General features: G+C 66.2%; 1 protein-coding gene. It reads left to right on the top strand.

Annotated features, from left to right (window positions below; genetic code table 11):
• Positions 1-3 precede the first annotated feature (3 nt).
• Positions 4-1,550 (top strand): Re/Si-specific NAD(P)(+) transhydrogenase subunit alpha (locus Q5Y72_RS19610; protein ID WP_305965067.1); only part of this gene is annotated, 1,547 nt, incomplete at its 3' end.

Raw genomic sequence — 1,550 nt, 5'->3', positions numbered from 1 at the left:
GCCATGAAGATTGGCGCTTTGAAGGAGAGTTTCGAGGGCGAGGCACGGGTGGCGATCACGCCGTCCTCCGCGGGACATCTTCAGAAGCTGGGGCACGATGTTTTCGTCGAGGCCGGCGCGGGGGCGCGTTCCGGCTTCGGCGACGACGACTATCGCAAGGCCGGGGTCACGGTCGAGGCCAGCGCCGCCGATCTGCTGGCCGCGGTCGATGTGGTGGCGCGGGTCCGACCGCCCTCCGAGGACGAGATCGGCCAGATGCGCGAGGGCCAGACCCTGATCTCGTTCTTCTACCCCGCCCAGAACGCGGCGCTTCTGGAAAAGGCCAGGGATCAGGGCATCACGGCCATCGCGATGGACATGGTGCCGCGCATCAGCCGCGCGCAGAAGATGGACGCGCTGTCCTCGATGGCCAATATCGCCGGCTATCGCGCGGTGATCGAGGCTGCGAACAATTTCGGCCGTTTCTTCACCGGGCAGGTGACGGCGGCGGGCAAGGTGCCGCCGGCCAAGGTGCTGGTGGTCGGCGCCGGCGTCGCGGGTCTTGCCGCGATCGGCACCTCGGTCAGCCTCGGCGCGCAGGTCTATGCCTTTGACGTTCGCCCCGAGGTGGCCGAGCAGATCGAATCGATGGGCGCCGAGTTCGTGTTCCTTGATTTCGAGGAACAGGCCCAGGACGGCGCCGCCACGGGCGGCTATGCCGCGCCCTCCAGCCCGGAATTCCGTGAAAAGCAGCTGGAGAAGTTCCGCGAGCTGGCGCCGCAGATGGATGTGGTGATCACCACCGCGCTGATCCCAGGCCGGGATGCGCCGAAACTGTGGACCGCCGACATGGTGGCCATGATGAAGCCGGGCAGCGTCATCGTCGATCTGGCTGCCGAAAAGGGCGGCAATTGCGACCTGACCGTGCCCGACCAGCGGATCGTCACCGACAATGGCGTGGTGATCATCGGCTATACCGACTTCCCCTCGCGCATGGGCGCGCAGGCTTCTGAACTCTACGGCAACAACATCCGTCATTTCCTGTTCGACCTGACGCCCAAGAAGGACGGCGTGATCGAACACAACATGGAGGATGACGTGATCCGCGGCGCCACCGTGACCCGCGACCACGACGTGACATGGCCGCCGCCGCCGCCCAAGATCGCCGCCATCGCGGCGCAGAAGCCGAAGGAGAAGAAGAAGGAGCTGACCCCCGACGAGCGCCGCGCCGCCGAGGTCGCCGCCTTCAAGGCCGAGACGAAGAGCCAGGTCACCATGCTGGTGGCGGCGGGGCTGCTGCTGCTGCTGGTCGGGCTGGTCGCGCCGGCCAGCTTCATGTCGCATTTCATCGTCTTCGTGCTGGCCTGCTTTGTCGGCTTCCGGGTGATCTGGAACGTCGCCCATTCGCTGCACACGCCGCTGATGGCGATCACCAACGCGATCAGCTCGATCATCATCCTGGGCGCGCTGATGCAGATCGGCTCGAACAGCTGGTGGGTGGTGCTGCTGGGCGCGCTGGCCGTGCTGATGGCGGGGGTCAACATCTTCGGTGGCTTCATGGTCACCCGGCG

The organism is Paracoccus spongiarum, from assembly GCF_030732095.1.
In the GTDB taxonomy this organism is placed as follows: domain Bacteria; phylum Pseudomonadota; class Alphaproteobacteria; order Rhodobacterales; family Rhodobacteraceae; genus Paracoccus; species Paracoccus spongiarum.
Note: the sequence above shows the minus strand (reverse complement) of the source record. Positions and strands in the feature narration are given on the sequence as shown.